Source organism: Aeromonas sp. R4-2 (assembly GCF_040908295.1).
In the GTDB taxonomy this organism is placed as follows: Bacteria; Pseudomonadota; Gammaproteobacteria; order Enterobacterales; family Aeromonadaceae; genus Aeromonas; species Aeromonas veronii.
The window spans coordinates 115,880-139,396 of sequence record NZ_JBFODL010000005.1; the positions used below are offsets into that span (position 1 = coordinate 115,880).

Genomic DNA, 23,517 nt, shown 5'->3' on the forward strand with positions numbered 1-23,517 from the left:
AGGCATAGACTGGAGCTGGATATTCCCCACAGGAGAGCATCATGACAGTCAGTGAACTTCGTAAGCTCTATCAGCAACAGATCCTGCAAGAGGCCGAAATACTCCACGACGTGGCTATTCCCGGCTGGATCATCGAATTCAGAGGCAAGGATGGCGCCCTCTACGAGCTGACCGACACCCTCGGCTGCCCGGTCAGTTTCGGCACCGTCGAGCAGGCCCGCGAACATCTGCATCAGGTGGCCGACTGCCCGGTTCAGGTGGAGCACCTCTACCGCTTCTTCGAACGCTAGCGCCACCCACCGCACAGTAAAAAGGCTCCCGAGGGAGCCTTTTGTTATTCCGGTTGCTTTCTATTCCGGTTGCAGCGGTTCCGCCACCTTGCCCTCCAGCTTCCTGACCGGCTTTTGCAGGATCAGGTTGGCCGGATAGGTGACCAGATCGCCGTTGTCATCACGCACCCGCACGTAGAACAAGCCAATCTCGGTGATGACGCCGGTGACCGAATCATCTTTGTCGAGGATGCGGATCCGGTCGCCAATCTTGTAGGGGAAGGCGAAGAAGATGGTGATGCTGGCGGTGATGTTGGAGAGGATCGACCACTGGGCGACCATGGCGACCCCCAATACCGCAAAGAAGGAGGAGGCGAGCACCACCAGTCGGGAGAAGTCGAGCCCCCACACCCCGGCCAGTACCAGCAAGGTGGCGCAACCGAGCAGGAAGTGGAACACATGGGCCACGTAGAGCACCCGGTTCTCGCTCACCTGCCTGCTCTGACCGAGCGCCAGCAGGCTCTTGTGAATCAGCCGCCGGATCAGGGTATGACCCAGCAACAGCAGCAGGGTCAGGCCAATTGATTGCCACATGGGTTATGCCTCCTTACCACCAGCGCCGATGCTTGAGCCAGATAGCCAGCCCGCTTGCCAGCGCCACCAAGGATCCGCAGAAGACCCAGAAGGCGGTCGGATTCTCGGCCCCGGGGATACCGCCGAGGTTGATGCCAAACAGGCCGGTCAGGAAACTGGCGGGCAAAAAGAGCAGCGCCATCACCGACATCTGGTAGGCGCGGCGGTTGGTCGCCTCCGCCATCAGATTGTTGATCTCGTCCGCCAGCACGGCAGTACGTGCCACTCCCGCATCGAGGTCGTCGAGCCAGCGCCGCAGCCGATCGGCGATATCGAGCAGACGACGGCGATCATCCTCATCCAGCCAGCTGATCTTCTCGTTGGCAAGGCGCGCCACCAGATCCCGTTGCGGCGAGAGGTAGCGGCGGATCATGATGAGCTGCTTGCGGATCAGCGCCAGCCGGCCATTGGCGGGCATGTCGCGCATCAGCACCATCTCCTCCAGATCGAGGATCTTGTCGTGCAGCTCCTCGACAAACTCCCCCGCCCGATCGGTCAGGGCATCGCAGATCTCCACCAGCCAGTCGGCCGGGGTATCGGCGCCGCCCCCCAGCTTGAGCTGGTTGAAGACATCCTGCTCGGAGAGCAGCGGACGACGACGGCTGCTGATAATGAGATCCGGGGTGATGAAGATGCGCAGCGCCACCATCTCTTCGGGCCTGTGATCCTTGTTGTGGTTGATGCCGCGCAGGATCAGCAGCACAGTCTCTCCCATCCGCACCAGCTTGGGACGATTGCTCTGGCCGAGCAGCGACTCCCTGGCCGCCTCGCTGAGCAAGGGGGTCTGCAACAGCCAGCGCGCCGAATCGGGATTGCCGTAATCCAGATGCAGCCAGCCGGGATGCGCCGCCGGGACTTCGCTTCCCGCCGTCAGCGGCGCCATGCCACCCTTGCCATCCAGGGTCAGGGCATAAATCACTTCACCGGGCACCCGATCCATCTCGTCTCCTTCTCGTTTCATGTGCAGGCCCCAGCTTACACGAAAGGCGGGGCCGACTCAGCCCCGCGCCGGGAAGGGGAGGCCTGTGTTAACATGGCCGCTCTCGTTTTTTATCCGCTTTCACTACAGGAAACCATGCCATGCCCATCTGGGTTGATGCCGATGCCTGCCCCATTCCGGTCAAGGAGATCCTCTACCGCGCCGCCCACCGCGCCCAGGTCGTCACCACCCTGGTGGCCAATCAGGGGTTGCGGGTGCCCCCCTCGCCTTTCATCAAAACCCAGCAGGTGGAGAAGGGATTCGATGTGGCAGATCATGTCATCGCCCAGCAGGTTCAGCCCGGCGATCTGGTGATCACTGGTGACATCCCCCTCGCCTCCTGGGTGATCGATGCCGGTGGCGAGGCGCTCAATCCCCGTGGCGAGATCTACACCCGCGAGACCATCAAGGCGCGGCTCGGCATGCGCAACTTTATGGAAGAGCTGCGCTCGGCTGGCGTGCAAACCGGCGGCCCGGCCCCCTTCAATGCCGCTGACAAACAGCGCTTCGCCAACGCCCTCGACAAGTGGCTGGTCAAAGGCAAGCTGTAAAGAGACCCTAAAGGCGCCCAACATGGGCGCATTTTCGCCGTAACATCCTGATTTTTAAAATAAGAGCTGACCACAACCGTCAGGCTGGTAAGATGCGCCGCCATCTTGTCCACGCCGTAATCATCATGACAGCCCAAGGGCACCTGCTCTTCTCCGTTACCTGCACCCTGATCGCCCATAAACTGCAGCTCACTCCGGCACTGGCCGATGCCAGCCTGTGGCAGACCATCCCTGCCGCGCTGGCCAGCGCCCTGTTGCCCGACCTCGACCACCCCAAATCGGTGCTGGGGCAGCGCCTGCCGTGGATCTCGAAACCTCTGTCGCGGCTGTTCGGCCATCGCGGCTTCACCCACAGTCTGCTGGCAGTCGCCGCCGCTGTCTGGGGGCTGAACCAGAGCCTGCCGCCGGGCACCCTGCCCATGGGGGTCAAGGATGCGCTTATCGTCGGCTACCTCAGCCATCTGCTGGGGGACTGGCTCACCCCGGCGGGCATTCCGCTCTTCTGGCCCATCAAGCGCCGTTACCGCCTGCCGGGCTGGCCGCTGCGCAGCGGCGGTGCCATCGAAACCGGCTTTTGCACTCTCACCCTGCTGGTCGCCGGCTGGTGGTGCGGCTGGCGGCTGTGAGGCAGAAACAAAAAAGCCCCTGACAAGGTCAGGGGCTCAAACCGTGGCGGGTGCCGCCAGAGGATCAGATCATGATGCCAGCGATAACAGCAGAGAGCAGGCTGACCAGGGTAGAACCGTAGACCAGCTTCAGGCCGAAGCGGGAAACCATGTTGCCCTTCTCTTCGTTCAGCGCTTTTACCGCACCGGCGATGATGCCGATGGAGCTGAAGTTGGCGAAAGAGACCATGAAGATGGAGAGGATGCCGACAGTACGCGGAGAGAGCTCGGCAGCCACCTTGCCCAGATCCATCATCGCCACGAACTCGTTGGTCACCAGCTTGGTCGCCATGATGGAGCCGGCTTGCAGCGCTTCACCATTCGGGATACCCAGGATCCAGGCGATCGGGTAGAAGAGGTAGCCCATGACGAACTGGAAGTTCACGCCAAATGCCATCTCGAACAGGTAGTTGATCAGGGCAATCAGGGCGATGAAACCCACCAGCATGGCACCCACGATAACGGCAACGGTGAAACCGGCCATGATGTACTCACCCAACATCTCGAAGAAGTTCTCTTTCTTCGGCGTGTGGTGCTCGTCACCTTCGGCAATGGCCTTGATGTCGGTCACGGAGTTATCCGGCTCGTAGGGGTTGATCAGCGACAGCACCACGAAGGTACTGAACATGTTGAGCACCAGCGCGGCAACCACGTAGCGCGGCTCGATCAGCTGCATGTAGGCACCGACGATGGACATGGAGACGGTAGACATGGCCGTCGCCGCCAGGGTGTACATCTGCTTCTCGTTCAAGTGCGGCAGGATGTTCTTGAGGGCGATGAAGTTCTCGGACTGGCCGACGATCATCGAGCTGATGGCGTTGAAAGACTCCAGCTTGCCCATGCCGTTGATCTTGGCCAGCACGGTACCGATACCGCGGATCACCAGCGGCAGCAGGCGGATGTACTGCAGAATACCGATCAGCACGGAGATGAAGACGATGGGCATCAGCACCATCAGGAAGAAGGAGAAGGCTCCTTCGTTGACCAGGCCACCGAACACGAAGTCGGTACCCTGTTTGGCAAACTCCATCAACTTGGTGAAGCCGGCCGCGAAGCCACCCACCACCGCCAGACCCACTTCGGAGTTCAGCATGAACCAGGCCAGCGCCAGTTCGACCACCAGCAGCTGGCCGATATAACGCAGCTTGATCTGTTTCCAGTTGTGGCGGTTAGCCAGCAGAGAGAGAGCGAGGACCATCACCAGTCCGAGCACAAAGTGAACGTATTCCATACCTGTAGCACCTGAGTAAATTGTAATTTTTGACCGGCGCCATCATAGACATTTGCACATTTAAAAATCAGATAGCCATCACAATCCCGCGCAATATTATGGAGGCGGAATAATACAAACGTTTTTAAATTAATTGTGCAATGAACTGATATTAATCGCGCAACATGGACAATATAAATTCTTTTAAAACATCATGTTGAGTAAGGTCTGCGCCGTTTTCATGTTCTTTGAAAATATTTCATCAGCATTTTTGCAACATTCCATGTGGCGCAATAACTGCTCGTGAAATATTTTCCAGTCATTATATTAAAATACTGAAAATGGAAAACGTTTATCCGCGATAAATAATTAGATGTGTGTTTGAAAAATAGTCCTTATTACATTGTCAGTGCTCGCCCGCGATCGGTTTGGCAACAAATGAACCTTTCATGGCCCCTCGTGACCAGCCGTTCAAAAATCCGCCACATCCGGTGCCACATTCTGGTATGATGCGCGGCCTTAGCGCTCGCGCATCCCCGTTTTCTCCGAAATAGAGTCCTTTTGTGAACAACAGCGAATTTAGCAGCCTCAATCTCTCCCCCGCCCTGCAAGAGAACCTCACCAGCCTGGGTTACCTGCAGATGACCCCGATCCAGGCCCAGAGCCTGCCCCTGGTACTCGATGGCAAAGACCTGATCGCCAAGGCAAAAACCGGCAGCGGCAAGACCGCCGCCTTCGGCCTCGGCCTGCTGGCCAAGCTCAACGTCAACCGCCTCGAAGTGCAGGCGCTGGTGCTCTGCCCGACCCGCGAACTGGCGGATCAGGTGGCTCAGGAGATCCGTCGTCTGGCGCGCGCCCTGCCCAACGTCAAGCTGGTGACCCTGTGCGGCGGCACCCCGACCGCACCGCAGTCCGCCACCCTGAGCTTTGGTGCCCACATTGCCGTCGGCACCCCGGGTCGTATTCTCAAGCATCTGGAGCAAGGCACGCTGGAGCTATCCGGCCTCAAGACGCTGGTGCTGGATGAAGCGGATCGCATGCTGGACATGGGCTTTGGCGAAGATATCAACCGGGTCATCAGCTATGCCCCCCAACAGCGCCAAACCCTGCTCTTCTCCGCGACCTATCCGGAAGGGATCGCCCAGATGAGCCGCGGCGTGCAGCGCAATCCGGTCGAGGTGAGCGTGGAGTCCCTGCACGAGGGGAGCGCCATCGAACAGAAGCTTTACGAAGTGCCTGCCGGTCAGCGCCTCGACGCCCTCACCTGGTTGCTGAGCCACTACCAGCCCAGCTCCTGCGTGGTGTTCTGCAACACCAAGCGCGCCTGTAACGACGTGGCAGACCATCTGGCCGCCAAGGGCTTCTCGGCGCTGGCGCTGAACGGCGATCTGGAACAGCGCGAGCGGGATCAGGTGCTGGTGCGCTTTGCCAACGGCAGCGCCACCATTCTGGTGGCCACCGATGTAGCGGCCCGCGGTCTCGACATCAAGGAGCTGGGCGCCGTCATCAACTACGAGCTGACCTATGATCCGGAAGTGCACGTGCACCGCATCGGTCGTACCGGTCGTGCTGGCCAGCAGGGTCTGGCCCTGAGCCTCTATCAGCCGAACGAAGCCCAGCGCGTCAACTTTATCGAAGAGTACCAGCAGGCTCCGATGCCGCAGGGTGATCTCGACAGCATCGGCCGCGACATCAAGCCGATCGCCCCGCAGATGGTGACCCTCTCCATCGATGCAGGCCGCAAGACCAAGGTGCGGGCCGGTGACATTCTGGGCGCCCTGACCGGTGAAGGCGGCATTGCCGGCGCCGATGTGGGCAAGATCCAGATCTCCGAGCAGTACTCCTACGTCGCCGTGAAGCGCAGCGTGGCGAGCGCCGCCCTGAAGCGGTTGCAGGAAGGCAAGATAAAGGGTCGCAGCTACCGCGCCCGCAAACTGGGCTAAGGTTTTTTGCAAGCCGTTAGCCAGACCACAGGCGCCTGACAGGCGCCTGTTTCATATCTCCGATGCCGCCATGCGGCAAGACAGGCACCATGACCCAAGCAATCCAAACCGATGTGAGCTGCCAGAACTGCGAAGCCTGCTGCTGCCGCCTCGAAGTGATGCTCTTTACCGATACCGGCGTGCCGGACCGTTATGTACTGGAACGGGAAGGCGAGATACCGGTCATGCGCCGGCTCGACGATGGCTGGTGCGCCGCCCTCGACCGCAACACCATGATGTGCCGTATCTACGAGGTGCGACCGCTGATCTGCCGTGAATTCGAAATGGGTGAACCCGACTGCGTTGACGAGCGGGACAAGTGGTTTATCAAGCTGGATTAACCAGGCTCCTCGAATACACTCACCACGATGATGTGCCCCATCCATGTACGAGGTGCGGCCGTTGATCTGCCGCGAATTCGAAATGGGTGAACCCGACTGTGTTGACGAGCGGGACAAGTGGTTTATCAAGCTGGAGTAAACCCGAGCCAACCAGAATGCGGGGTCGTCAAGCGCTCGCAGGTTCACAGGGAGCTGTGTTGAGCTGCTCCCCAGCCACTGGATGGCCGCTGCCTCCTGCTCGAAGTAACGCACCGCCCGAAACTGCAGATCCTTGAAGATGTTATCCGCCAGATAGCGCTTGAAGCCCCCCACGAAGACCACCGCCAGAAACTGACAGCCGCTCTCGGCACACCAGCCAAACTGGCGACGAAAACGGGCCAGCACCTCGGGCCCGGCCGCTTCAAACTCGGTCGCGACCTCGACAATCCCCCAGGGGCCATCCATCAATCCGGCCAGTTCGTGACGAAAGCGCGCCTCATAGGCCATGGCACCAGCCAGATTGAAGGGGCCACTCGGGCGGCAGATCAGCATCTGGCCCCTGCGCTCCATGTCGAATTGCCCATGTGGCTGCATGACTGCACCCATTCCGTTACCACCACCATCGCCTGCAAATTGTTACCACAAGGTAATAATTTATAAGGAAAAGTCCAGCAGCAAACAGGCTTTTCCCAAAGCGTGCTCATCCTATCCAGCAAACCGTCGGCACCTCATGTTACCGACATCCCGCACCGAATCGCTCTCAAGATGTGTGATTGCAGTTAACGAAACGTTACTGCTATTATCCGCGCCGCCACAAACATTCCACCTGCCGAAAGGTTTGGCACTTCAACAAGGATGTGCAATGAAAAACAGGGACTCGAGTCATTACCAACGGATCTGGCGCTGGCACTTCTACGCCGGTCTCTTTGTCGCCCCTTTCCTGATCCTGCTGTCACTGACCGGGATCGTCTATCTGTTCAAACCCCAGCTCGACAACCTGATGTACCCCGAGCTGATGAAGGTCGCCCCCGCCAGCCAGACCCTGAGTGCCGACCAGCTGCTGGCCAAGGCGATGATGACCATGCCCGATACCAGCCTGCGTAAATACCTGCCGCCTGTCGCACCCGATCAGAGCGCTCAGTTCATCGTCAATCGGGGTGAACAGGAACTGACCCTGTTTATGGATCCCGCCAGCGGCGCACTGCTCGGCACCATGGATAACAAGTGGAATCTGCAAGCGGTAGCCCGATCCCTGCACGCCGACCTGCTGCTCGGCACCACTGGGGATCGGCTGATCGAACTGGCCGCAGGCTGGGGGCTGGTGCTGCTGCTGAGTGGTCTCTACCTCTGGTGGCCACGCAAGGGGCCCGGGGTGGGCGGCATCCTCTGGCCCAGAGTGAGCCAGCGCGGACGCCTCTGGTGGCGGGATCTGCACGCCGTGGTCGGCTTCTGGGGCGCCGGTTTCCTGCTGCTGTTGCTGTTGAGCGGCATGACCTGGACCGGTTTCTGGGGCGATCAGTTTGCCGCAGTCTGGAACCGCTTCCCCGCCGCCATGTGGAACGAGGTGCCCAAATCGGCGCCGCTGGCCCGAAGCCTAAATCAGGCCCACGAGCAGACCGTCCCCTGGGCGGTGGAGAACACCCCTATGCCCAGCTCGCAGCTCGTCGATGAGGGGCACGATCACGGCGCCATGAACCACGGCGAGCACGAGGGAGTGGTGATGGCGAGCCAGCGCATTGCGCTGCAACGGGTGGTCGAGATCGCCCACGAGCGGAGAGTCCAACCGGGTTACAGCATCACCCCGCCGGTCGGCGCCACCGGCGTCTACACCATCGCCCTGTTTGCCGACGATCCACGCAACGATGCCACCCTGCATATCGATCAATACAGCGGCAAGGTGCTGGCCGATGTGCGCTGGCAGGATTACGGCCCGGTCGCCAAGACGGTGGAGAGCGGCGTCATGCTGCACATGGGCAAGCTCTACGGCTGGCCCCATCAGCTGGCCATGCTGATCATCTGCCTGATGGTGCTGACCAGCGCCGTAAGCGGCTTGTGGATCTGGTGGTGCCGCCGCCCGCAGGGCCGTCTCGCCGCGCCGCTGCTGCCCGCCAAACTCCCGCCGATGCGCGGTGCCATCGCCCTGCTGATCCTGCTGGGGATCGCCTTCCCGCTGGTGGGCGCCTCCATGGTCGCCATCTGGCTGCTGGATACCCTGATTTTCTCCCGCCGCCCCCTCAGGGTGGCGCGCGCCAGCTAAACCCGCCAAAACCAAAAAGGGCTCCCATCTCGGGAGCCCTTTTCATTGTTCGCCTTGGCGAGCTGCGACCAGCGGTCAGGAGAGCGCTAACCCGATGGAGAGCAGCAGGCTGAACAGAAAGGCGCTGATAGCGGTCTTCTTGAGAGCGCCAGTCAGCACCTCGCCATCGTAGCTTTCGCGAAGGGTCTTGGCCGCATCGCTGAGAGGCTTCATGGCGGGCAGGAAGATCCACGGCCAGAAACTGGCGGGCTGGATCAGGATAAAGGCGATGGTCGCCAGCAGCGCTGCCCCCAGCAGTACCCAGTGATAGGCGATGGCGCGATGGCGGCCAAGGCGCACCGCCAGGGTGATCTTGCCGCTGGCGGCGTCGGTCTCGATGTCGCGCACATTGTTGATATTGAGCACGGCGGTGGCCAGCAGGCCACAGGCGGTGGCAGGCAATAGCAGATCCCACTCCAGCGTCTTGGTGAAGAGGTAGTAGGAGCCGAGCACCCCGAGCAGGCCGAAGAAGAGGAACACCGAGATATCGCCAAACCCGCGATAGCCGTAAGGGGTCTTGCCGACCGTGTAGGTCACCGCCGCGACGATGGCCGCGCCACCCAGCACCACAAATGCCAAAATCTGCAGCCACTGGCCGCCGAAGGCACAGCCCAGCAACAGCAGGCCACTGGCCACCGCCGCCAGTGCGGTCAGCCCCATCGCCACGCACATCTGCTTTTTGGTGATAAGACCGGAGACCACCGCCCGCTGCGGACCGATCCGCTCGCCGTTGTCGGCGCCGGAGACCGCATCGCCGTAATCGTTGGCCAGATTGGAGAGGATCTGCAGCAGGATGGCGGTCAGCAGGGAGAGCGCCATGATGGCGCCATCGAAGGCACCACGACTGGCAGCCAGCCCCGAGCCCAGCAGGATGGAAGAGCAGGCGAGCGGCAATGTTCGCAAACGCGCCGCCAGCAACCAAACAGAGAAGGTATTTGTCATTTTGTGATGGCCAAACAATCGGATATTGATCGTGTTAAGGGTTATCGAACCGGATTTGGGTATACTTGGCCCCGGAGAGTGAAGCTCCCGCGGGCGATTTACATGGACGAATGGGCAGATAATATATAGGAAATCATCGCCCTTTGGCATAAACCTACGGCATCCAGCTACCGGATCGCTCGTTACTACCCGGCTCAGAAAAGAATCCATGTTGGCTCAGACCCATATCAAGCAACAACTGGACGCCCTGCGTCACAGCAACGTCAGCGGCTTCGTACGGTTGCGAGTGGCGATCGAAATCCGCTCCTTTCTGGGCTGGCTCGCGGCGCAAACCCTCTATCCCCGCATCTACTGGCAGGCCCGTGGAGAGGCTCGTCCCGAGTATGTCGCGCTGGGCGCCATCCATGAACTGACCGAACCGCACGCCATCAAGCAGGTGTGCACTAACACAGCCAACCAGCATCATGACGACAGCCCTCGCTACTATGGCGGGCTGGCGTTCGATCCGGCCCAGTCCGGCTGGCAAGGGTTTGGCCCCTGCCGTTTCGTGCTGCCCCGCATCGAGCTGGTGCGCCGTGGCGAATGCGTCAGCCTCTGCCTCAACCTCTGGCTGGATGAAAACAATCTCGAGGCCGAACTGCAGGCGGCCGAAGCCGCCCTCGATGCCCTGCGCCCGGAAGCCCCGCTACCCGCCCTGCAAAAGCAGCCCTGGCAGCGGCAGGATTGCCCCGGCCCCGCCCAGTGGCAGACGCTGGTAGAGCGCGTCACTGCCCCCGATTTTCAGGCCCACACTCCCAAGGTGGTGCTGTCGCGGGAGAGCCTGCTGACCAGTCCGAACCATGATGCGGATATCAATCCCTGGGCCATGCTCGACCAGTGGGCCCGCCACGCCCAGGACTGTTTCCACTTCGGTTTTCAATTCTCCCCCGAGCAGGCCTTTATCGCCTGCTCCCCCGAGCGGCTCTACCGCCGGGAAGATCGCCACCTCTTTACTGAGGCGCTGGCGGGCACCATTCGCCGCTCCGGCGATGAAGAGGTGGATGCCCAACTGGCCGCCGAGCTACTGGCCGACAGCAAGAACCGGCTGGAGAACCGGCTGGTACATGCCGACATCCTCAGCCGACTGGCGCCACTGACCCACGATGCCACCCTGACCGAGCCGCGCATTCTCAAACTGCGGCTGCTGCAACATCTCAAGTGCGATATCGAAGCCGAGCTCAAGCCTGGGGTCTGCGACTGGCAGTTGCTCGACGCCCTCCACCCGACGCCAGCGGTGGGCGGTGCCCCGCGCGAGGCGGCGCTCGCCTTTATCCGCGAGTTCGAACCCTATGATCGGGGCTGGTACGCCGGTGCTTGCGGCATGCTGAGCCGGGAGACCTCGGAGTTCTCGGTCGCTATTCGCAGCGCCCGCATTCAGCCGGGCAGCGTCACCCTGTTTGCCGGTGCCGGCATTGTCGCCGGTTCCGAGCCTGTCGCCGAGTGGGCCGAACTCGACAACAAGATCGCCAATGTGCTCTCCCTGCTGGGATAGTCATTCACCCTTTTCACGCTACGAGAGCCCCTATGCCCACCCGTAAAGAGCCTGCCAGCGAAGAGTTTGCCTGCACACCGTTTTCGAGCCAGCACGCCACCTTCAACCACGTCTGGTCCTCCCTCTTGCTGGAGGAGCTCTTTCGCCTCGGGGTGCGCGACATCGCGCTGGCCCCCGGCTCCCGCTCCGCGCCGCTGACCATGGCAGCCGCAGCGCATCAGGGCTTTCGTCGTCACCTGCACTTTGACGAGCGCGGTCTCGGCTTTATGGCGCTGGGGCTGGCCAAGGGGAGCAACCGGCCGGTGGCGGTGATCATGACCTCGGGCACCGCGGTAGCCAACCTCTGGCCCGCAGTGGCTGAGGCCCAGCTCACCGGCGTGCCGCTGATTATTCTCTCCGCCGATCGTCCTCACGAACTTATCGACAACGGCGCCAATCAGGCGATCGACCAGCAAGGGATCTTCGGCCGCTATCCCGTCTATCAGCAGAACCTGCCGAGCCCCACCCCGACCATTCCGGCGGCGTTTGTGCTGAGTTCGGTGGACCAAGCCTTGGCCAAGCAGGTGCTCACCCCCGGGGTGGTGCACTTCAACTGCATGTACCCCGAGCCCCTCTACCCGGGCGAACACTATCAGGATTTCTCCGACTATCTGGCCCCCCTCGGCAACTGGCTCAACTCGCAGACGCCCTGGAGCCCGTGGCAGCAGAGCGAGCCGACCTGCCCCCCTCAGGCAGAGTGGGAAAACTTTCGGCAAAAGCGCGGCATCGTGGTCGCCGGTCGCATTACCGACCCGCAGCAAGCAAAGGCCGCCGCCGAGCTGGCGGAGCGACTTGGCTGGCCGCTGCTGGCCGATATCCAGAGCCAGCTGCGCTTCGATCGCCGCAATCTGATCGAGCTGGATCTCGCCCTCAACAATGCAGCCGTGGCCGCCGAGCTGGGCCGTGCCGAGGTGCTGCTGCAATTTGGCGCCCGACTGGTCTCCAAGCGCCTTGGCCAATTCATCAAGCAGCAGGCGTGGCACGACTACTGGCTGGTGGACCCGCAGCCGGCGCGGCTCGATCCCGACTACCGGCTGCGCAACCGCCTGCTCTGCAACGCCGGCGCTTTTGCCTCTGCCCATCCGGTCACGGCCAGCAAGGCTCCCTGGCATCGGTTGCCAACTCTGCTGCAACCGGTCGGTCAGGCGATAGCTGCCGCCTGCGATCGCTTCTCCGAGCTCGGAGTCTGCCATCGCATCAATCGCCTTATCGAGGGGCAGCTCTTTGTCGGCAACAGCATGCCAGCCCGACTGATGGATATGCTCGGCGAAACGGGCAAGGGGCCGAGCCGGGTGATGACCAACCGCGGCGCCTCCGGCATCGATGGTCTCATCGCCACCGCTTACGGATTTGCACAAAGCAGCAACCAGCCCACCACCCTGCTGATCGGCGATCTGAGCGCCCTGCACGATCTCAACAGCCTGGCCCTGCTCAGCAAGGCGAGCCAGCCGCTGGTGGTGATCCTGCTCAACAACGATGGCGGCAGCATCTTTCGCATGTTGCCGGTGCCCACCGAAGGGGAGCTGCTGGAGAGCTACTACCGGCTGCCCCATGGCCTCGGCTTTGAACATGCCGCCGCCATGTTTGGCCTCGCCTACCGCGCGCCGACGACCCTGGCCGAGTTCGAGCAGGAGTACGGTTTGGCCCTCAAGGGTGGCGTTACCCTGATCGAGATCAGGGTACCGAGCGAGCAGGTGGCCGATGATCTCAAGGCATTGGGAGCGGCCATCCGTGAGCTGTAACGACACACCGCTGGTTCTGCTGCACGGTCTGCTCGGCGATGCAAACGACTGGCAACCGGTCATTGACCGCCTGCCCGGCCACCACTGCATTGCCCTCGACCTGCCGGGTCACGGCCAGCACCACGAGCTGCGGGTCAGCGACTTCGAGCAGAGTCACCAGTGGCTGTGCCGCGAGCTAGCCAGTCGCGGTATCGAGCGCTACCTGCTGGTCGGCTACTCGCTGGGCGGGCGACTGGCCCTATACCACGCCAGCCGTGAGCCGGCGGGGCTGTTGGGGCTGCTGCTGGAGAACTGCCACCCGGGGCTGCCAGCCGGTGAGCGGGCCGCCCGCATCGCCCACGATGAGAGCTGGGCAGCGCGCTTCGAGCGCGAGCCCCTGGCTGACGTGCTGGCCGACTGGTATCGGCAGGGGGTGTTTGCCGATCTCGACGAGGCGGCCCGCGCCCGCCAGATCGCTCGCCGCCTTGGCAACGACGGCAAGGCCGTGGCTGCCATGCTGCGCGCCACCTCCCTTGGCAAGCAGCCGGATCTCGCTTCCTGGCTGGCACAAGGCGAGTTGCCAGTCACTTATGTCAGTGGCAAGCGGGATCACAAATTCCATCAGCTGGCTTGCCTCATGGCGAGTCAGCATCGCAAAATCAACCACTTGGAGCTGGATGGCGGCCATAACCTGCATGCCCACCAGCCCGAGGCTTTTGCCCGACTCCTTGCGGAGTGGGTCAACCAACAACAAGAAGAGAAGAGTCATGATTGAAGCAATGACTGAAGCGGAACTCTACGCACCTGTCGAGTGGCGTGATTGCTCCGCCGGTTACGAGGACATCCTCTATCACAAGTCCGGCGATGGCATTGCCAAGATCACTATCAACCGCCCCCAGGTGCGCAACGCCTTCCGTCCCCGCACAGTCAAAGAGATGCTGCAGGCGCTGGCCGATGCCCGTTATGACGATCAGGTCGGTACCATCATCCTGACCGGTTTCGGCGAGAAGGCCTTCTGCGCTGGCGGTGACCAGAAGATCCGTGGCGACTACGGTGGCTATCGCGATGACGAGGGGACTCATCACCTCAACGTGCTCGACTTCCAGCGCGACATCCGCACCTGCCCGAAACCGGTGGTGGCCATGGTGGCCGGCTATGCGGTCGGTGGCGGCCACGTGCTGCACATGATGTGTGACCTGACCATCGCCGCCGACAACGCCCAGTTTGGCCAGACCGGCCCGAAAGTGGGCTCCTTCGACGGCGGTTGGGGCGCCTCCTACATGGCCCGCATCGTCGGCCAGAAGAAAGCCCGCGAGATCTGGTTCCTCTGCCGCATGTACGATGCCCGACAAGCCCTCGACATGGGTCTGGTCAACACCGTCGTGCCGCTGGCGGATCTGGAGCGCGAAACCGTGCGCTGGTGCCGCGAGATGCTGCAAAACAGCCCGATGGCGCTGCGCTGCCTGAAGGCGGCCCTCAACGCTGACTGTGATGGTCAGGCGGGCTTGCAGGAGCTGGCGGGCAATGCCACCATGCTCTTCTACATGACCGAAGAGGGCCAGGAAGGCCGCAACGCCTTCAACGAAAAGCGTCGCCCCGACTTCTCCAAATACAAGCGGAACCCCTGATGACACTCGCCCTGTATCGCTATCAACTGCCTTTTACCCAGCCCCTGACCTTTCACGGCAAGGTGGAGGTGGCGCGAGAGGGGCTGTTGGTGCGCATCAACGACGGCTGGGGGGAAATTGCCCCCCTGCCCGGCTTCTCGAAAGAGAGCCTGCAACAGGCAGAGGCAGAAGCCCTTGCCACGCTGGCAGCCTTGGCTGCTGGCGACACCCCGAACCCCGTGCTGCCGTCGGTGCAATTTGGCCTCGACTGCGCGCGCCGGACATGGCCCGAGCAGCGCAACCCGCTGCCGGAGCCCTATCCCCTCATTCAAGGCTCCCCCCAGGAGCTGCTGCGCAACTGGAAAGAGTGGCTGCACCGCACGCCCGGCAAGGCCAAGCTGAAAGTGGCGCGTTACCCGATGCGTGACGAGCTGGCACTGATCCGCCTGCTGTGCGACCGCCTCCCCTCCCTCAAGCTGGTGCTGGATGCCAACCAGGGCTGGACTCGCGAGGAGGCGTGGACCTTCTGCGGCCACCTCGACCCGAATCGCATCGAGTATCTGGAAGACCCCTGCGCCGACTTTGCCGACATCGCCTTTGTCGCCAACCGCACCGGCATGCCGGTGGCGCTGGACGAACTGCTGGCGCAGGGCAAGCCGTGGGAGCCGATCCCGCAACTGCGCGCGCTGGTGCTCAAGCCTACCCTGCTCGGTTCGCTGGCCAACTGCGAAGCGCTGATCGCCCGCGCCCGCGAACTACGGCTCAAGGTGATCATCTCCTCCTGTTTCGAATCGGATCTGGGCCTGAACCAGCTCTTTCATCTGGCAGGCGAGTGGGCACCGGAACAGGCGCCGGGGCTGGATACCCGCCGCTGGATGGCAGGCAACCTGCTGGGGGAAGATGGCAAACCGGATCTGAGTCGACTGGAGCAACTGTATTACCGTGATTGACCCCTCCCGTTCACCCGAACAGACACCTTGCCCGGTACGCCACCGGGCAATCACAGCCCCGAACCGCATTGCCATCCACGCAGTCTCCCCCCTCAGTTACCGCCAGCTCGATGCCCGCCTCAACAGCCTGTGCCAACAGCTGGAACAAGCCGGAGTGCGTCGTGGCGATCATCTGGTAGCGGTGGTGCGCGGTGCGCTGGAAGATGTGCTGCTGGCGTGGGCCTGCGTACGCAGCGGCGTGGTGTTCTGCCCGCTCAACCCCGCCTTTCCTATCGAAAAGCAGCGCGAGCTGGCGGTGCAACTCGATGCCGATGCCTTCTGGTCGGCAGGGGAGATCCCGGCAGGCAACTGGCAACCCTTGTGCCTCGACTTCACGCACGAACTGCCGGCAAGCGAGGAAACATGGCCGCTGGAATCGACCCAGCTCAACAACATGATCCTCACCTCCGGCTCCAGCGGTACGCCGAAAGCGGTGGCGCACCGGCTCTGCAACCACCTTGCCTCGGCACGCGGCTCTGCCACCCTCATTCCCCTCGAGGAGGCCTGCGGCTGGCTACTCTCCCTGCCGCTGTTCCATGTGGGCGGCTACGCCATCCTGTTTCGGGTCTTTCTGGCGGGCGCAACTCTGGTGCTGGATCAGCGTGAACGCTCCCTCAAGGAGCGGCTGGAGTGCCAGCCAATCACTCACCTCTCGTTGGTGCCAACCCAGCTCTGGCGCCTGCTGGCAGAGGGTTTTGATCCCGCCCGTACCCGCCTGCGCGAGCTGCTGCTCGGTGGCGCCGCCATCCCGCAACCGCTGGTGAGCCGCCTCTGCGCCATGGGGCTCGAACCCAAGGTGAGCTATGGTCTCTCCGAGATGGGCAGTCAGGTCTGCACCGCTATCCCCGGCGATGCTGGTGTAGTTGGCAAACCGCTACCGGGACGGGAGGTGTGCATCAGGGAGCAGGAGATCTGCGTTCGCGGCGCCACCCTGTTTGCCGGTTACTACCGGGCTGGCGAGCTGGATCTGCCCCTCGATGACGAGGGCTGGTTTCATACCCGCGACAAGGGGAGGTTCACTGCGGCAGGGGAACTGCTGGTAGAGGGGCGGCTCGATAACCTCTTTATCTCGGGTGGCGAAAACATCCAGCCCGAAACCATCGAGCAGCGACTGGTAGATCATCCCGCTGTCGCCCAGGCGCTGGTGGTGCCGGTACCGAGCGACGAGTGGGGGCAACGCCCCGCCGCCTTTATCGACTGGCACGGCGAGCCGGTTCCCGACTCCGAACTGGCTGCCTGGATCCGTGCCACCCTGCCCGGCTTTATGGTGCCCGACCACTGGCTCCCCTGGCCCGATCTTGGCGGCAATCTCAAGCCACAGCGAAAACAATTTCAGAATATTATTAGGTCGCAATAATTATTCATGCGACAAAAACTGACACCATGGAGCCATCCAAATACACATATGACTCAAAATAAAATGCTGGTGGTATCAAAATCCTCCTCCTCAGTCTGAATAAGTGAGAACGATTACATAAACGGCTTTTTTTTGCACATTTTTTGAACCAAATTAATTGGCTGTAGTACCATACCCTCCACCATGCATTTAGTAGGAAAGCTAACCATATGATAATAAAAGAAATTGACAATTTATCATTATTTGAACAAAGACTGCATGGTGGTAAAATGCACTCCTTGGCAGTAAGACGAGTCACACATGAGTAACAAAATTTATAAAATTGCAGAGGATATCTTTTTCTCCGCTGCAATATTTCGACTCTCGAAAGGGGACAAGGACATCAAGCTCAGCAACAAGGAAGCCGAGCTACTCGAAATGTTATGTGATGAGGCAGGCACTGTCATTCCAAGAAGCAAACTGCAGGATGCCTTGTGGCCAAATCAGGACAATACCGATACCAATTTGAACCGGCAGATACTCTCGTTGAGAAGAAAGCTGGAATCCTTCGGCTTGATGGATGCGATCGATACCATTCCACGGGTTGGCTATATGTTTTGTGCTCCGATTGAGCTCGCTGGGGAAAGTGAAGAACCAGCACCAGCGGAAGAAATTCAAGCGCCGACGCCTTCCCCTGCACCTCAAGCCAGGCGGCAATATACTCGCCGCAAATATGACCGATATTTCAGCCCAAAGCGTATTTTGCTGTTTGCATTGCTGCTGGTCTCGCTGACTTCACTAGCCCTCGTCATTTATAACTATGCGACAGCAAATACACTACGCACTATCAATTTAGGTCAGATTTCTCTCTATATGACCAGCGAGACGGAAAAAACACTGAATGTGAAAATAGATTCACTGACGCCCTTGATAAAACCTGTTTCACGTAAAGCTGATGAGCAGATTTCAATTCTGGTTGGAAAAGAAGCCATCAGCTATTTTTCCATCAACAATAGCAGCAGGAAATTATCCGAAAATATCTTTCTGTTGCGTAGCGGTCACCCTGTGGCCGAAGAAGTTCAATGCGTTATCACAACCATGAACCAGCAGGGAAATAATGTTTCCAACAACTATTACAATAATCAAGAAACTACAGTCAGATATCACAGAGATTGTCAGGCACCAGACAACTGGGTAGAAATGACCAGAAAGAGTAAATATATTGTGACCATGAACAGAGAAATAGTAGTGGCCACCGTGATAGCCACTGACAATCAGGGAAAGACGCTGTTCAATCTGGATTCTGTTGGGGATCTGGAGCGGGATAATGGCGATATTTCGGTCGAGATAAAAAATACCATTGTCAATTTCATTGACCAGCAGGCGCTGACCAATAACGCTATGGTCGCCACTCTGGTCGCGGCGCTAACGCCCCCCAAACAAAAAGCCAAGTTCATTCAATTGCCCGGAGGTATTTACCTTTCCAGTTATCTAGGTGGCGTCATCACCTGGCCTAGCCATGGCAATACAAAAGTCATCCAGCGCAACGACTTCTGAGTTTACTCATAAGCAACGATGAAATTGGCGACGGCAGAATAGTCGCCAGGCTGGATGTTCTTGGCGGTCAATGCCGCTGGATGTCCTTCAACCCTGGCAAAAAATTGAAGCTCATTATCTGCCGCACCACCTAGCAGATAGCCGCGGGAGGCACTACCCAAATTCAGAGGTGATTGAGCCACGTCATACAGGCGGATGCCTGCCCCCCTGGCAATCCCAGCCGTGAATGCCAATCCGCCGCTTAGTTCGGTATCCTGCGAGCCAGTAAAGGTCACCTTGGCCATGCGGAAAATCCCCGGCTTGCAATTGGTCAGACGGATGAAGAACGGCACTAGCTGCCCGACTCCGTTGGCATAGAGTTCCTTCACGTCAACTACCCCCATCTCGACCTCCTGATCGAGGGATTCAGGAGAAACCACACATGGCTGATCGATGATCCTGCCATGGAGATGGACCGTATTGCCAAGCAATTCCAGGTCATTGCTGGCACGGGGGGCTGCCGTTACCCCCAACAACGGGTACAGCACCAAGCCTATCCACAATGTCCGTAGCATAAAACATCTCCTCATTGGAACTCGGCAACAATGGTGGCTGTCGCATAGAAATCGCCCGCCGGAATATCTGCACCTGTCGGGGTTACCGGTGCAGCGATAAAGCCCCAATCACCGATATTTCCCTGCATGGAAACCGGATAGAAGGTATTCAATTTCAGCTGAGAACCATCCAGCTGTTTGAATTTTATCCCTAAATCGGAAATAACATTTCCACCTTGATAGCCATCCCGAGTTGTCCGCAGATAGTCTTGACTGAAAGAGGTTGGTTTTCCAGAAATGCCAAGGTTGATCTTCAAAGCATCCCCTTCGAAAACACCACCACGGCATTGAAATGTCAGAGGGACCGTCTTTTCAAAGTTATTTCCATCCAATCCCGAGCCCGGCAAATCACCAAACTCTACTTCAATCGTCTGCCCACCATTGATCACGCACTCTTCTGGTACATATAAAATTGCAGATGTAATCGTAATCCTAGACATTGGCAAACTATTAAAGTCTGTCGTTGTAGCCCCTAGACGACCATACATCTCTACAACTTGACGATCTGATATTTGCACACCATTAATTATTTGTTTTCTCACGCGAAAAGTTACCTTTCCACGGCTACCGCTTTCGAAATTATTTATTCTTGTCTCTTTCCCTTTAGTACAAGAGTAATTTGGGTAATCGTTACTTTCATTCGGAAATGGGGCTGTAACAAATTTTTTCTTCCAACCAGCTATCCAAATTTCGACTTTCATATCCAAAAAGTCATTTAGTTTTACAAAACCATCACCAGCTTGAGGCAAGCCATCCGTCATTGTTGCTTTATAGTACACTGGAGATTGCGGAATGCTCCTATCTGGGCAGGTAACGATACCTGAGTATTGCCCTCCCAAATTCCACTCAAATGCCTTGGTAGTAAAACCAGGTCTGTTTTGAATGTCAGCCTTGTCCAACGATATATAGTAATCATGGGTTGGGTTAGGCGTCACATAGCCATTTGCCAATGCCGTTCCTGCAAACAGCATAAGACTTGAACAGAAGATAGAACGTAGCATAAGGCTTACTCGCTCTTCACGGCTTTACAGGCATTGCCTGTGCACTGGTATTTGAGATCCATATATCCGCCGTAGTCATTGACGTAACTGATCACAAATTCATTACCCAGTGCTTCCGGGATGGTGACCGTCTGCTCTGACTTGGGGGCAACCATAAAGGCGGAGAAACCCTTGATGGTGGTCCGCTCCTTGCCCTGTGGATGACCTAGGCCCACGTAGGTGATGTAGTAAGGGGTCGGATTGTTGACCTTGAGGGCTTTGCCCTGCTTGGTGATCAGCACCTGATCCTGCCAGACGGCTCCACGCTCCGGCAGAATAGCCTCGGGGCGGTAGAACAGCTTGATCTTGGACTGCACGGCAATCTGCATCACGTTGCTCTTCTCGCTCTTGGGCGGGATCTCGCGCAGGTTGAAGTAGTAGATGGACTCGCGATCCTTGGGCAAGCTATCGATGGCCGGCACACTGGCGATGCGCACGATGGACTTCTGGTTGGCATCCACCCGCTGTACCGGCGGCAGCACCACGAAGGGAGAAGAGATCTTCTGGCCTTGGGCATCTTCAATCCAGGCCTGCGCCAAGTAGGGCAGCTTCTGGTTCTCGTTCTTGATGTTGAGGCTGATGGACTTTGCGCCGCCCGGATAAACGGCACGAGTACGATCCAGCACAATGGCGGCACTGACGTTGAGTGAGGTCATGCCAAGCGCAGCCAGACAGATATAAGAGAGCAGCTTTTTCATCGGTATCCCATTACTTGCAAGTGAGAGTCTTCATCGACAGATCGGTTACTTGTTGCGGCGCCACTATCTTGCACTGGCGGGCCCCGCCCCAGGAGAGTTCAAACGCTTCATTCGGTTTCACCCCGGTCAGATAGACCAGGCCATCTTCATCCACCACCGAGAGCACACGGCCGGAATCCTTGACGACGGTGGCACCAAACGGCGGCACTGAGCCATCGGGTAGTCTGACATTGGCCAGCAGCTTGAACCCTTCCGCAATTTCGAAAGCATTATACCCAATTGCGCCCTCGGTCAGGGTCCCCTGCTTGATGGCATTCATCGCATCGATGTCGTCGCTCAGCTGATCCACATCGACCCGGGTGTCACTCTTGCGATAGTCGGTCATGTCGCTGATCACCGCGACGCCAAAGCGGTTGGTCACGGCGCGGCCATTGTTGAAAGAGATGCCGGAGGTATTGTCGGTATCCACCATCATACGGGTACCGCCACGACGAGTCGCCTGGTGCAGGGCTGCACCGTGCTGGGTCGCCGTCAGACCGCCACGCAGGCTGGCACCAACCGAGGTGTATTCGCTCTGCACGCTGTAGGCATTGAGACTGACCGCTCCGATGTCGCTGTTGTGGTTGTAGTAACCCCGCGCCACGGCGTGGCCATTGCTCTGCACGCCCGCCCCCAACTGATAGGTATCATCCGGTCGACTGTAGTCCTGATAGGTGGCCAGGTGAGTCACCTTGCCGTTGGAGGACTGTACGCTGTATCCCGCGCTCTTTCTGTCCCCTATTGGCACGCTGAGGGTCAACATGACGCTCTTGTCATCCTCGTAGTTCTCGGTCTTGGTCTTGTAGGCCGACACATAGACGGAAACATCCTTGAAGCTGCCGATGTTCACGTTCTTGTTGATAGTGAGGCCGTAGCGATCCTCTGCCTCGTGATCCCAGTAGGTTCGGTGGGTGTAGTCCAGATAAACAGTCAGCGCCTTGGCTGCATCCTCCGCCCAGAAGGTCTTGTTGGCGGTGATGGTGTAGAGCTCCTTGTCACCCCAGGTGTTGTAGTCATCATTCGAGGTCGTAGTGTTGTTCTCCAACCGATCCTTGTTATTGAGGAACTGCGACATGGTCATGAAGTCATGTTGGGAGAAGCGATAACCCGCGAAGGTGATCGAGCTGTTGTATTCATCAAACTGCTTGGCGTAGTTCACCCGTACCGACTGGCCAATCTTGGTCGACAGGCCCGGCAACTTGGCGATGGACTGGGTCAGGTCGGCGGAAATAGCGCCGAAGGCATAGAGGTCACGACCGATACCCAATCCCATGGAGTTGTATTCACCCGCAATCAGGCTGCCGCCGTACAGCGACCAGGAGTTCGCCACCCCCCAGGAGAAATCACCGGTCACAAAGGCAGGGCCGTGCACATCGTGCACCGAATCCGTCTGTTCGGAAGGTGCACCAACCGCCAGGTTGTATCGGACATAGCCAGGGCGAGTCAGGTAGGGAACGGTTGCCGTGTCTACCTGGAACGAATTGACACTGCCATCTTGCTCCTCTACCCGCACATCAAGGCGGCCGCGCACCGAGCTGTCCAGCCCCTGGATGCGAAACGGGCCCGCCGGCACGTTGGTTTCATAGATGATCCGGCCGGACTGGGAGATAGTGACCTTGGCGTTGGTCTTGGCAATACCGCTCACTTCCGGCGCATAACCCTGCAGACTAGGCGGCAACATGCGCTCGTCATTGGCCAGGTTGACGCCGGTATAGCGGAAACCATCGATTAACTGGGAGTTGAGCTGCTGCTCACCTACTGTCAGCTTGGCGGCCATGTTCGGCAGCGGACGATAGGCATAGATACGGTTCAGCTCGGTCGACGTCCGCTCATTATCACCCCAGTAAGAGCTGGCCTGATAGTCACCCCGCAGACGCCAGGCGCCGTAGTTGAACCCCAGCGTACCATAGCTGCTGATGTTGTGATTGGAGTAACCATCGCCTTCGTTGACCTGGGCATTGATGTTGTAATCCAGCATCATCCCCGGGATCCCTTCATCCCATTGCTCGGGCGGAATCCAGTTGGGATCGCTGTACTTCATCCACGCCTGAGGGATGGCAATGCGCAGCAAGCCGTTACCGATATCGTTCGAGATCACTACGCCGTCCAGCGCCAACAGGTTGGCACACTGACCATCGTGCCAAGTATCGATCTTGGCGATGGCCTCGTCGGTCAGCGCCAGCTTGGGGATCACATCTTGCGGCAGGCAGGCCACCCCGCCCTTTCCCTTGCCAGTATCGTTCTCGTAGAAAGGGATTTTCTGCAGAGGCAGCTTGTTCTTGTTGACCTCGATCTCGAGGTAGTAGTCGCCGGGCAGGATGTAGCCTTCGTCGGCAAACTGGGAGAGGTCGATCTTGGTCCGATCATCCAGATCGAGCGCATCAATATTAAACTCCGTTTCTGCCCATGCGTGATTTGCCACCGCCATCAGGCCGGACACGCATAGCATAAAAGCCATTTTTGAATAATGTTTTTTTCTCACAGAGTCTGATGTTGAAACGCTCATATTTTCACTCTAGG

General features: G+C 59.1%; 21 protein-coding genes and 2 pseudogenes. 14 read left to right on the forward strand and 9 right to left on the reverse strand.

Features of this window, described 5'->3' with window-relative positions; all coding sequences use genetic code 11:
* Positions 1–41 precede the first annotated feature (41 nt).
* Positions 42–290: a hypothetical protein gene (locus AB5Y99_RS01890; protein WP_005354919.1), complete on the forward strand. Its 249-nt coding sequence runs from the start codon at positions 42–44 to the stop codon at positions 288–290.
* Positions 291–350: 60 nt separating this feature from the next.
* On the opposite strand, the gene AB5Y99_RS01895 is transcribed toward AB5Y99_RS01890, so the two are convergent.
* Together AB5Y99_RS01895 and zntB are read right to left on the reverse strand one after the other, a co-directional pair.
* Positions 351–863 carry a mechanosensitive ion channel domain-containing protein gene (locus tag AB5Y99_RS01895; protein ID WP_005354921.1) on the reverse strand — a complete coding sequence of 171 codons (513 nt, stop codon included), beginning with the start codon at positions 861–863 and terminating at the stop codon, positions 351–353.
* Positions 864–876: 13 nt separating this feature from the next.
* A complete protein-coding gene (zntB, locus tag AB5Y99_RS01900) occupies positions 877–1,842 on the reverse strand; it encodes a zinc transporter ZntB (protein WP_005341467.1) in 966 nt (321 codons plus the stop codon).
* A 140-nt stretch (positions 1,843–1,982) separates the two neighbouring features.
* Here zntB and AB5Y99_RS01905 point away from each other — a divergent pair, with 140 nt between their 5' ends.
* Both AB5Y99_RS01905 and AB5Y99_RS01910 read left to right on the forward strand, forming a co-directional pair.
* Entirely contained in the window at positions 1,983–2,432 is a 450-nt protein-coding gene (locus tag AB5Y99_RS01905) for a YaiI/YqxD family protein (protein WP_005335916.1), read from the forward strand.
* A gap of 125 nt (positions 2,433–2,557) precedes the next feature.
* Entirely contained in the window at positions 2,558–3,058 is a 501-nt protein-coding gene (locus AB5Y99_RS01910; RefSeq protein ID WP_031227918.1) for a metal-dependent hydrolase, read from the forward strand.
* Between the two features lie 64 nt (positions 3,059–3,122).
* Here the strand turns inward: AB5Y99_RS01910 and AB5Y99_RS01915 are convergent, their stop codons facing one another.
* A complete protein-coding gene (locus AB5Y99_RS01915; RefSeq protein ID WP_368208530.1) occupies positions 3,123–4,328 on the reverse strand; it encodes a NupC/NupG family nucleoside CNT transporter in 1,206 nt (401 codons plus the stop codon).
* A gap of 542 nt (positions 4,329–4,870) precedes the next feature.
* Here AB5Y99_RS01915 and dbpA point away from each other — a divergent pair.
* The 3 genes and pseudogenes from dbpA to AB5Y99_RS01930 form a co-directional block, all read left to right on the forward strand.
* Positions 4,871–6,250: an ATP-dependent RNA helicase DbpA gene (dbpA, locus tag AB5Y99_RS01920; RefSeq protein WP_058059357.1), complete on the forward strand. Its 1,380-nt coding sequence runs from the start codon at positions 4,871–4,873 to the stop codon at positions 6,248–6,250.
* A gap of 89 nt (positions 6,251–6,339) precedes the next feature.
* Complete coding sequence (locus tag AB5Y99_RS01925; protein WP_005363120.1) at positions 6,340–6,630, forward strand: YkgJ family cysteine cluster protein; 291 nt, start codon at positions 6,340–6,342, stop codon at positions 6,628–6,630.
* A gap of 24 nt (positions 6,631–6,654) precedes the next feature.
* Positions 6,655–6,769, forward strand: a pseudogene (locus AB5Y99_RS01930) (YkgJ family cysteine cluster protein); the annotation flags it as partial.
* Between the two features lie 71 nt (positions 6,770–6,840).
* Here AB5Y99_RS01930 and AB5Y99_RS01935 read toward each other — a convergent pair.
* Positions 6,841–7,203: pseudogene (locus AB5Y99_RS01935) on the reverse strand (hypothetical protein); the annotation flags it as partial.
* A gap of 268 nt (positions 7,204–7,471) precedes the next feature.
* Here AB5Y99_RS01935 and AB5Y99_RS01940 point away from each other — a divergent pair.
* Complete coding sequence (locus AB5Y99_RS01940) at positions 7,472–8,866, forward strand: PepSY-associated TM helix domain-containing protein (protein WP_368208532.1); 1,395 nt, start codon at positions 7,472–7,474, stop codon at positions 8,864–8,866.
* A gap of 75 nt (positions 8,867–8,941) precedes the next feature.
* Here the strand turns inward: AB5Y99_RS01940 and AB5Y99_RS01945 are convergent, their stop codons facing one another.
* Positions 8,942–9,847, reverse strand: a complete 906-nt coding sequence (locus tag AB5Y99_RS01945) for a 1,4-dihydroxy-2-naphthoate polyprenyltransferase (protein ID WP_368208534.1) — start codon at positions 9,845–9,847, stop codon at positions 8,942–8,944.
* Positions 9,848–10,055: 208 nt separating this feature from the next.
* Between AB5Y99_RS01945 and AB5Y99_RS01950 the strand changes: the two genes are divergently transcribed.
* The 7 genes from AB5Y99_RS01950 to AB5Y99_RS01980 all read left to right on the forward strand — a co-directional run bounded on the left by AB5Y99_RS01950 (position 10,056) and on the right by AB5Y99_RS01980 (position 18,627).
* Positions 10,056–11,378 (forward strand): isochorismate synthase, encoded by a 1,323-nt coding sequence (locus tag AB5Y99_RS01950; RefSeq protein WP_219594761.1) that lies wholly within the window; start codon positions 10,056–10,058, stop codon positions 11,376–11,378.
* Positions 11,379–11,410: 32 nt separating this feature from the next.
* Positions 11,411–13,159 carry a 2-succinyl-5-enolpyruvyl-6-hydroxy-3-cyclohexene-1-carboxylic-acid synthase gene (gene menD / locus AB5Y99_RS01955; RefSeq protein WP_368208535.1) on the forward strand — a complete coding sequence of 583 codons (1,749 nt, stop codon included), beginning with the start codon at positions 11,411–11,413 and terminating at the stop codon, positions 13,157–13,159.
* Complete coding sequence (menH, locus tag AB5Y99_RS01960) at positions 13,119–13,913, forward strand: 2-succinyl-6-hydroxy-2,4-cyclohexadiene-1-carboxylate synthase (protein WP_368208536.1); 795 nt, start codon at positions 13,119–13,121, stop codon at positions 13,911–13,913. Before menD ends, menH begins: the two co-directional genes overlap by 41 nt.
* A 4-nt stretch (positions 13,914–13,917) precedes the next feature.
* A complete protein-coding gene (gene menB, locus AB5Y99_RS01965; protein ID WP_197025515.1) occupies positions 13,918–14,766 on the forward strand; it encodes a 1,4-dihydroxy-2-naphthoyl-CoA synthase in 849 nt (282 codons plus the stop codon).
* Positions 14,766–15,695 carry an o-succinylbenzoate synthase gene (gene menC, locus AB5Y99_RS01970; protein WP_005335937.1) on the forward strand — a complete coding sequence of 310 codons (930 nt, stop codon included), beginning with the start codon at positions 14,766–14,768 and terminating at the stop codon, positions 15,693–15,695. The genes menB and menC overlap by 1 nt, the downstream gene beginning before the upstream one ends.
* Positions 15,688–17,091, forward strand: a complete 1,404-nt coding sequence (menE, locus tag AB5Y99_RS01975; RefSeq protein ID WP_368208537.1) for an o-succinylbenzoate--CoA ligase — start codon at positions 15,688–15,690, stop codon at positions 17,089–17,091. The genes menC and menE overlap by 8 nt, the downstream gene beginning before the upstream one ends.
* A gap of 300 nt (positions 17,092–17,391) precedes the next feature.
* Positions 17,392–18,627, forward strand: coding sequence for a transcriptional regulator (locus tag AB5Y99_RS01980; protein ID WP_368208539.1), 1,236 nt, complete (start codon positions 17,392–17,394; stop codon positions 18,625–18,627).
* Positions 18,628–18,629: 2 nt separating this feature from the next.
* Here the strand turns inward: AB5Y99_RS01980 and AB5Y99_RS01985 are convergent, their stop codons facing one another.
* From AB5Y99_RS01985 to AB5Y99_RS02000, 4 genes are read right to left on the reverse strand one after another with little or no spacing between them, the layout of a single operon-like run.
* Positions 18,630–19,181, reverse strand: a complete 552-nt coding sequence (locus tag AB5Y99_RS01985; RefSeq protein ID WP_149152128.1) for a fimbrial protein — start codon at positions 19,179–19,181, stop codon at positions 18,630–18,632.
* An 11-nt stretch (positions 19,182–19,192) separates the two neighbouring features.
* A complete protein-coding gene (locus tag AB5Y99_RS01990; protein ID WP_158111291.1) occupies positions 19,193–20,221 on the reverse strand; it encodes a fimbrial protein in 1,029 nt (342 codons plus the stop codon).
* 5 nt (positions 20,222–20,226) lie between these two features.
* A complete protein-coding gene (locus AB5Y99_RS01995; RefSeq protein WP_368208540.1) occupies positions 20,227–20,958 on the reverse strand; it encodes a molecular chaperone in 732 nt (243 codons plus the stop codon).
* A 10-nt stretch (positions 20,959–20,968) separates the two neighbouring features.
* The gene (locus AB5Y99_RS02000) at positions 20,969–23,503 is read right to left on the reverse strand and encodes a fimbria/pilus outer membrane usher protein (protein WP_368208542.1); all 2,535 of its coding nucleotides are present in this window, start codon (positions 23,501–23,503) and stop codon (positions 20,969–20,971) included.
* Positions 23,504–23,517 lie beyond the last annotated feature (14 nt).

What these genes read in the sequence shown, in the direction of transcription:
- AB5Y99_RS01980 (WP_368208539.1), top strand. Translation starts at nt 17,392, where the DNA reads ATGAGTAACAAAATTTATAAAATTGCAGAGGATATCTTTTTCTCCGCT.
- AB5Y99_RS01890 (WP_005354919.1), top strand. Translation starts at nt 42, where the DNA reads ATGACAGTCAGTGAACTTCGTAAGCTCTATCAGCAACAGATCCTGCAA.
- AB5Y99_RS01990 (WP_158111291.1), bottom strand. Translation starts at nt 20,221, where the DNA reads ATGCTACGTTCTATCTTCTGTTCAAGTCTTATGCTGTTTGCAGGAACG.
- AB5Y99_RS01995 (WP_368208540.1), bottom strand. Translation starts at nt 20,958, where the DNA reads ATGAAAAAGCTGCTCTCTTATATCTGTCTGGCTGCGCTTGGCATGACC.
- AB5Y99_RS01895 (WP_005354921.1), bottom strand. Translation starts at nt 863, where the DNA reads ATGTGGCAATCAATTGGCCTGACCCTGCTGCTGTTGCTGGGTCATACC.
- menH (WP_368208536.1), top strand. Translation starts at nt 13,119, where the DNA reads ATGATCTCAAGGCATTGGGAGCGGCCATCCGTGAGCTGTAACGACACA.
- AB5Y99_RS01905 (WP_005335916.1), top strand. Translation starts at nt 1,983, where the DNA reads ATGCCCATCTGGGTTGATGCCGATGCCTGCCCCATTCCGGTCAAGGAG.
- zntB (WP_005341467.1), bottom strand. Translation starts at nt 1,842, where the DNA reads ATGGATCGGGTGCCCGGTGAAGTGATTTATGCCCTGACCCTGGATGGC.
- AB5Y99_RS01925 (WP_005363120.1), top strand. Translation starts at nt 6,340, where the DNA reads ATGACCCAAGCAATCCAAACCGATGTGAGCTGCCAGAACTGCGAAGCC.
- AB5Y99_RS01985 (WP_149152128.1), bottom strand. Translation starts at nt 19,181, where the DNA reads ATGCTACGGACATTGTGGATAGGCTTGGTGCTGTACCCGTTGTTGGGG.
- AB5Y99_RS02000 (WP_368208542.1), bottom strand. Translation starts at nt 23,503, where the DNA reads ATGAGCGTTTCAACATCAGACTCTGTGAGAAAAAAACATTATTCAAAA.
- AB5Y99_RS01910 (WP_031227918.1), top strand. Translation starts at nt 2,558, where the DNA reads ATGACAGCCCAAGGGCACCTGCTCTTCTCCGTTACCTGCACCCTGATC.
- menD (WP_368208535.1), top strand. Translation starts at nt 11,411, where the DNA reads ATGCCCACCCGTAAAGAGCCTGCCAGCGAAGAGTTTGCCTGCACACCG.
- menC (WP_005335937.1), top strand. Translation starts at nt 14,766, where the DNA reads ATGACACTCGCCCTGTATCGCTATCAACTGCCTTTTACCCAGCCCCTG.
- AB5Y99_RS01950 (WP_219594761.1), top strand. Translation starts at nt 10,056, where the DNA reads ATGTTGGCTCAGACCCATATCAAGCAACAACTGGACGCCCTGCGTCAC.
- AB5Y99_RS01940 (WP_368208532.1), top strand. Translation starts at nt 7,472, where the DNA reads ATGAAAAACAGGGACTCGAGTCATTACCAACGGATCTGGCGCTGGCAC.
- menB (WP_197025515.1), top strand. Translation starts at nt 13,918, where the DNA reads ATGACTGAAGCGGAACTCTACGCACCTGTCGAGTGGCGTGATTGCTCC.
- AB5Y99_RS01945 (WP_368208534.1), bottom strand. Translation starts at nt 9,847, where the DNA reads ATGACAAATACCTTCTCTGTTTGGTTGCTGGCGGCGCGTTTGCGAACA.
- AB5Y99_RS01915 (WP_368208530.1), bottom strand. Translation starts at nt 4,328, where the DNA reads ATGGAATACGTTCACTTTGTGCTCGGACTGGTGATGGTCCTCGCTCTC.